6 protein-coding genes are annotated in these 6,124 nt (G+C 70.1%); 3 read left to right on the forward strand and 3 right to left on the reverse strand.

Features of this window, described 5'->3' with window-relative positions:
• Positions 1–28: 28 nt before the first annotated feature.
• The 3 genes from ABT123_RS21815 to ABT123_RS21825 form a co-directional block, all read right to left on the reverse strand.
• Positions 29–1,441 carry a class I adenylate-forming enzyme family protein gene (locus ABT123_RS21815; RefSeq protein WP_351317123.1) on the reverse strand — a complete coding sequence of 471 codons (1,413 nt, stop codon included), beginning with the start codon at positions 1,439–1,441 and terminating at the stop codon, positions 29–31.
• Between the two features lie 159 nt (positions 1,442–1,600).
• The gene (locus ABT123_RS21820) at positions 1,601–2,245 is read right to left on the reverse strand and encodes a thioesterase II family protein (protein ID WP_351317126.1); all 645 of its coding nucleotides are present in this window, start codon (positions 2,243–2,245) and stop codon (positions 1,601–1,603) included.
• Entirely contained in the window at positions 2,242–2,829 is a 588-nt protein-coding gene (locus ABT123_RS21825; protein WP_351317129.1) for a sugar phosphate nucleotidyltransferase, read from the reverse strand. Before ABT123_RS21825 ends, ABT123_RS21820 begins: the two co-directional genes overlap by 4 nt.
• 290 nt (positions 2,830–3,119) lie before the next feature.
• Between ABT123_RS21825 and ABT123_RS21830 the strand changes: the two genes are divergently transcribed.
• The 3 genes from ABT123_RS21830 to ABT123_RS21840 all read left to right on the forward strand — a co-directional run bounded on the left by ABT123_RS21830 (position 3,120) and on the right by ABT123_RS21840 (position 6,058).
• A complete protein-coding gene (locus ABT123_RS21830) occupies positions 3,120–4,076 on the forward strand; it encodes an ABC transporter ATP-binding protein (protein ID WP_351317132.1) in 957 nt (318 codons plus the stop codon).
• Complete coding sequence (locus tag ABT123_RS21835) at positions 4,073–4,939, forward strand: ABC transporter permease (protein WP_351317134.1); 867 nt, start codon at positions 4,073–4,075, stop codon at positions 4,937–4,939. The genes ABT123_RS21830 and ABT123_RS21835 overlap by 4 nt, the downstream gene beginning before the upstream one ends.
• Positions 4,940–5,047: 108 nt before the next feature.
• Positions 5,048–6,058 (forward strand): ACP S-malonyltransferase, encoded by a 1,011-nt coding sequence (locus tag ABT123_RS21840; protein WP_351317137.1) that lies wholly within the window; start codon positions 5,048–5,050, stop codon positions 6,056–6,058.
• Positions 6,059–6,124 lie beyond the last annotated feature (66 nt).

Here is a 6,124-nt window from a genome sequence, read left to right on the forward strand (position 1 = left end):
GCGGGGGCGCCTCACGGTGCCGTCGGGGTCACGCCTGTGCGGTGGCCAGCTCCGTCAGCGCCTTCTTGTCGGGCTTGCCGTTGCGGTTGAGCGGGAACCGCTCCAGGACCACGACCTTATTGGGCTGTTCGAAGGCCGGCAGCAGGTCGCACAGCCGCTCCCGCCAGTGCCGGGCGTCCTGCATCTCCTCGTCCTCGACGAAGAAGACCAGCTGCGAGCCGCGCAGTTCATCGGGCAGCGGCACGATCCGGACGGGGCAGCCCTGGGCTGCTGCCTTCCGTTCGATGAGCTCGGGGTAGAGGGTGTAACCCATGCGGTGGACGGCGAACTTGCGCCCCAGGACGTGCAGGTTCCCGTCGGCGTCGAGGTGGCCGAGGTCGCCGGTGGCCTGCCAGCCGGTGGCGTGGGCCCAGATGATGCTGCCGTCCTCGGCCACCTGCCCTTCGAGGGCGTCGGGGGTGTCGACCTCGATCTCTCCCGTCTCCCCCGCGGGCAGCTCGCGGCCGTCCTCGTCGGTGATCCGCAGGCGGATGCCCTCCATGGCCCGGCCGCAGGCGACCGGGTTGTCGAGGGTGGCGAAGGAGATGTTGCCGAGCTCCGTGGAGCCGTAGCTGTCGAGCAGCGGAAGCCCGAACTCGGCCACGTACTGGTCCACGAGCGGTGCGTCGAGGGGCGCCGCGCCGACGCAGAACATCCGGGTCTCGGACAGGTGGGCGCGCAGCGCCGGCTTACGGGTGACCAGGCTGAGGATGCTGCGGTAGCTGGAGGGGGTCGCGTCGATGACCGTGGCCCCGGCATCACGGGCCATGCGCAGGGCGCGGTCGAGACGGCGGTAGGGGGCGATCACCAGGGAGCAGCGGGTGAGCCAGGCGATGAGCACCATCGACAGGCCGTACTGGTGGGCGAAGGGCAGCAGCGGCATCAGGACGTCGTCGGCCCGGTGCCCGACCTGGTCGGCGTTGCGCTGCAGATTGCGGAGGAACGAGGCGCCGGACTTCACCACGCCCTTGGGGGATCCGGTGGAGCCGGAGGTCCACATGATGAGGCCGTCGGGGAGCTCGCCCCAGGCGTCGAAGGACAGGGCTGCGGCGGTGGGCTCGTGGTCCGCGACGGCGACCATGAGCTCGTACAGGTGGATGGGGTCGGCATCGGGGTAGATGGGGGTCTCGTCGTCGACGAAGGTGACCTTGACGCCGGTGCGCAGGGCGATGCGGCGGGTCTCCTCCGCGTGCTCCTGCTGGTCGACGAGGACGATCGAGGCGCCGACGTGCATGAGTGCGTACAGCACGCACACGTAGCTCGCCGAGTTGCCGGCCTTGAGCATGACCCGGTCGCCGAGGCCGACGCCGCGTTCGCGGATCGCCTCGGCCACCCGGAGGGCGTCCTGTTCGAACTCGTCGATGGGCCGTACCGAGTCGGCTGCAAGTATCTTCGCGGTCATCGGTCGCACAATGTCCTTCCTCTGGGCCGTGACACGGCCGGGTCGGGATTCGCGGGATTGGCGGGTGGGTCCGTGGACACGGGTCTCCAACTCCGCACGCTAGGCAGCGGTCCGGGGGGCGGGTACCCCTGAACGACCCCTTCGGGCCCCTCAGTCCGATCAGTCCGAGTCCGGTTCACCGAGCGAGATCAGCTGGTCGTGGACGATGTTGACCACCTCCCGGCGGTACGACTTCAGGTATCCCTGGGCACCGGGGAAGACCTCCAGGTCGAACCGGCCGGAGGTGCACCGCCGCCAGGCGCGGACGCCGGCGAGCGTGGCGCGCGGGTCGTGGTCGGCCGTCAGGGCGACGACCCGGCAGTCGAGCGCGGGCGGGCCGAGGCTGCCGCGGTGGGCGGGGGCCGACCGCCCGGAGACGAAGAGGGTCAGCGGTGCCACGTAGGTCTCCTGCTCCAGCCGGCAGCCGACCGCATAGGCCAGTTCGGCCCCCAGGCGGTGCCCGAAGAGGGCGAACGGGCGGTCGGCCCAGCCCCGTACCGCCTCGAAGACCTTGTCGGCGAGTTCCGCGCCCGCCGCCGCGTCGAAGTCCTCCTCGGAGGGCATGGACGGGTACTGGACGATGAGCAGCTCCACGGTGGGCAGCAGCAGCTCGGCCATGGCGAGGTAACAGAGCGGGGAGTTCCGCGAGTTCGGGAAGCAGATCATGCGGTAGCTGCTCGGGATCGCGGGCTGCCGGATCTGGATCAGGCTGACCTCGTCGGGGGCGGTCTCCCCGGCGGGGAGGCGGCTGTGCGCATGGGTCATGCTCCCTGGAACTCCGCTTCGGGTGGTGTCTCCAACTCGTGGTCGGGCAGGTGACCGGCGGTGCCGGAGACGACTTCCAGGCCCTGGTCGGCCAGCCAGCGCAGGATGTCCGCGATCTCCGGCCCGTCGCCGGTGGCGGGCCGGACGGCGTCGACGGCGGCCACGGCCTGGTGCACGGCGTCCGTGAAGAAGTACATCCCGGCCCGGCCCGGCACGACCTGCGCCGCCGGGCGGCGGCTGCGGAACTCCTCCATCTGCTCGCCGATGCCGCGCGGGACGAAGGTGTCGCCCGGGTGCGTGACGAAGTCGTCCTCGCCCAGCCAGTCCCGTGCGGTGCGCACGGCGTGGGCCGGGCCCTGCGGCCGGCCCTGGGGGAGGTAGGTGACGCTCACGCCGAAGCGGGCGCCGTCGCCGACGGCCGCCCGGACCTCGTCGGCGGTGTCCCCGAGGACAATGCCGACATCGGTGATGCCCACGCCGGCGATCCCGTCGAGGACGTCGAAGAGGACGGGCTGTTCGGCGGAGGTGGTGGGCTGGGGACGCAGACGAGTGCCGGATCCCCCCGACAGGACGAGTGCTTTCACGGGGTCTCCTCGCGGAATGGTGAGGCGATCGGAAATGATCCGGCTCGGTCGCCTGGCGATGCTACGAAGATATTCGGCACGACCGCAATACGTGATCACCCCTATGCCCCCCTAAGGATTTCCCCATTCCCCCTAGGCGCGGGCCCGGTTGGACCACGGCAGTCTCCCGCGTGCTAGACATGGCACGCATCACTTCTGTGTCCTATTCAGTCGGCGCCGGCCGCCGTTGCCGCGTCCCGCTTGATTGCCAGGCATACATGACACCTGAACGACCCGTGGATTGCGCTGTCGTGGTCGACGGACTGGTCAAGAAGTACCGGGATCGTGACCGACCGGCGGTGGACGGCTTGAGTTTCTCGGTCCGCCGGGGTGAGGTTTTCGGATTCCTGGGTCCCAACGGAGCCGGCAAGACGACCACCATCGGCATCCTCACCACCCGCGTGGCCCCCACGGCGGGGCGCGCCTTCGTACAGGGCGTCGACGTCGTGGCCCATCCCGCCCAGGCGCGCCGGGCCATCGCCGTCGTACCCCAGCGCAACAATCTCGACCAGTCGCTCACCCTGCGGCAGAACCTGACCTTCCATGCCGGCTACCACGGCATGGGCCGGGCCGAACGGCGCCGGCTCGCGGACGAGTGCCTGGAATGGGTGGGGCTCGCCGACCGCGGCAAGGACCGCGGGGACGAGCTCTCCGGCGGCCAGGCCCAGCGCGTGATGATCGCCCGGGCCCTGATGCACCGGCCCGACGTGCTCTTCCTGGACGAGCCGGCCAACGGACTCGACCCGCAGGCACGGCTGTTCATCCACGAGCGGGTGGCCGAGCTGAGCGGGCGCGGTGTGACCACCGTGCTCACCACCCACGACATGGACGAGGCCGCCCGGCTCTGTGATCGCGTCGGCATCGTGGACCACGGGCGGCTGCTCGCCCTGGACACCCCGCAGGCGCTCATGGACACCCTGAGCGGCACCGCCCTCACCCTCACGATCCGGCCGGCGGAGTCCGGTGCGCTGGAAGCCGTCCGCCAGCTGGAGAAGATCGACGCGGTGACGCGGGTCGAACCGATCGAGCAGGACGACGCCGACGCGCCCGTACGGCTCCGCCTCTACAGCGACGCGCCGCCCGGCGTGGTGCTTCCGGCCGCCATCACCACCCTGACGGCGGCGAGCTGCGACATCAAGGACATCAAAGTGGGCACCGCGACCCTGGAGGACGTCTTCATCGAGCTGACCGGCCGGGAGCTGAGATGAGCACCGCCACCGCACCTGCACCCGCACCCGCACCCGACCCGGTCGCCGGCTTCCCCCCGGAGCTGCGGCCCGCGCCCACCGGCATCCGCTCGGTGACCCGTACGTTCTTCTTCATCCTCTGGCGGGACATCTTCGTCACCGGACGCGAGGTGGGAACCTTCCTCGCCCAGGTGCTCGTCGAGCCCTTCTTCATCCTCTTCGTCTTCGGCAAGGTCCTCGGCGAACTCGGCTACACCGGCGGCAACTTCCAGCAGGTCCTGCTGCCCGGTGTGGTGGCGCTCAACGCCTTCCTGGTGAGCCTGCAGAACACGGCGCTCCCGCTGATCATCGACTTCTCCTGGAGCAAGGAGATCGAGGACCGGCTGCTCGCCCCGATCCCCACCACCCTGGTGGCCGTCGAGAAGCTGGTCTTCGGCATGCTGCGCGGCATCATCGCCTCGCTGCTGATGATCCCGATGGGCTTCCTGATCCTCGAGAACGCGTCCTGGCCCATGGAGCAGTTCCCGGCCACGGTGGGCGTGCTGCTGATGGGCGCGCTGGCCGGCAGCACGGTCGGCCTGACCATCGGCACGCTGGCCCCGCCGCGGCACATCAGCATCGTCTTCGCGGTGACGCTGACCCCGCTGATGTTCACCGGCTGCACGCAGTTCCCGTGGCACGGCCTGGCGGATGTCCGGTGGTTCCAGGTGCTGTGCGCGTTCAACCCGCTGACCTACGTCAGCGAGGGGCTCCGCGCGCTGCTGCTGCCACCCGGCGGGCCCGGCTCGATCCCGCTGTGGGTGTGCCTGCCGGCGCTGATTGCGGCGATCCTGATCTTCGGTGCGATCGGGATCAAGGGCTTCCACCGCAGGGCCCAGGACTGACCCTGTTCCACCGCTTCTCCCCCGGCCTCGTGCCCGGACCGGCGCACCCGCGCCCGGCCGGGTACGGGGCCATTTTCACGTCGACGGAAACAAAGGTATTCACGGATCATGACTCATTCTTCTGATTCCCGGACCGGGACCGCGATTGCATTCCCCGGCATGGGCCCCGCGTCCTTCGCCGAAGTCGGCAAATTCCTGCTGCTGGACCCCTATGCACGGATCCGCCTCGCGGAGGCCGACGAGGCCCTCGGCTATTCGGTGTTCGACCGTTTCCGTGACGCCGAGGAAGATTATTCGGTCTATTACCAGCTCGCGTTCCTGGTGAATTCGATGGCGTTGGCGGACCGGGCCGTGGACACCCTCGGCATCTCCCCCACCGTCTGTGCCGGACCGAGCTTCGGCCAGAAGGCGACCGCCGCCTTCACCGGGTCGCTGTCCTTCCCCGATGTCGTCCGGCTGACCGCGGAGCTGGCCCGCTGCGAGGAGGAGTACTTCTCCGGCGCGTACGAGGACGTGGTCACCCACTGCTTCGTCCGCACCCCGCAGGACCGCCTGGACGAGATCCTCGCCGGATTCGACGACCGGGGCGCCTGGTACGACTTCTCCGGCCGGCTCGACGCCGGCTTCCACATGCTGTCCGTACGGGAGAAGGAGCTCGACACCCTGACGGCCGGCATCAGTGCGGCGGGCGGCTACTCCATGTACTCGATGCGGCCTCCCGTGCACGCGGCGGCGTTCTCGGCACTGCGCCGCAAGGCGGAGGAGGAGGTCTTCGGCGCGTACGAGCTCGCCGACCCCGCCCTTCCCGTGGTCGTCGACCACGACGGCACGGTCGTCCGGGACGCCGCCGGGATGCGCACGATGATGCTGGACACCTTCGACCGGCCGATCGACTGGCCGAGCATGGTGGAGTCCCTCAAGGAGCTCGGTGTGGGGACGCTGTGCGTGACCGGCCCCGACAGCCTTTTCCACCGGCTGGACATCACCAAGGCGAACTTCGAGGTCCTCGCGGTGGGCCTGCCGAAGAAGCGGGCCCGGGAACGCGAGCGGGAGCGTGCGCTCGAGCAGTCCCGGGCGACGCGGGCCGGCCGCGTCTCCCCGGGGCCCGTAACTGCCTGAATCTCCGGGAGCGAGTGAAACGGGGCCGGGCCCCACCCCCGCGGGGGTGGGGCCCAGCCCCGTTCG

This window comes from Streptomyces sp. NPDC002054 (assembly GCF_040296685.1).
Lineage (GTDB): Bacteria > Actinomycetota > Actinomycetes > Streptomycetales > Streptomycetaceae > Streptomyces.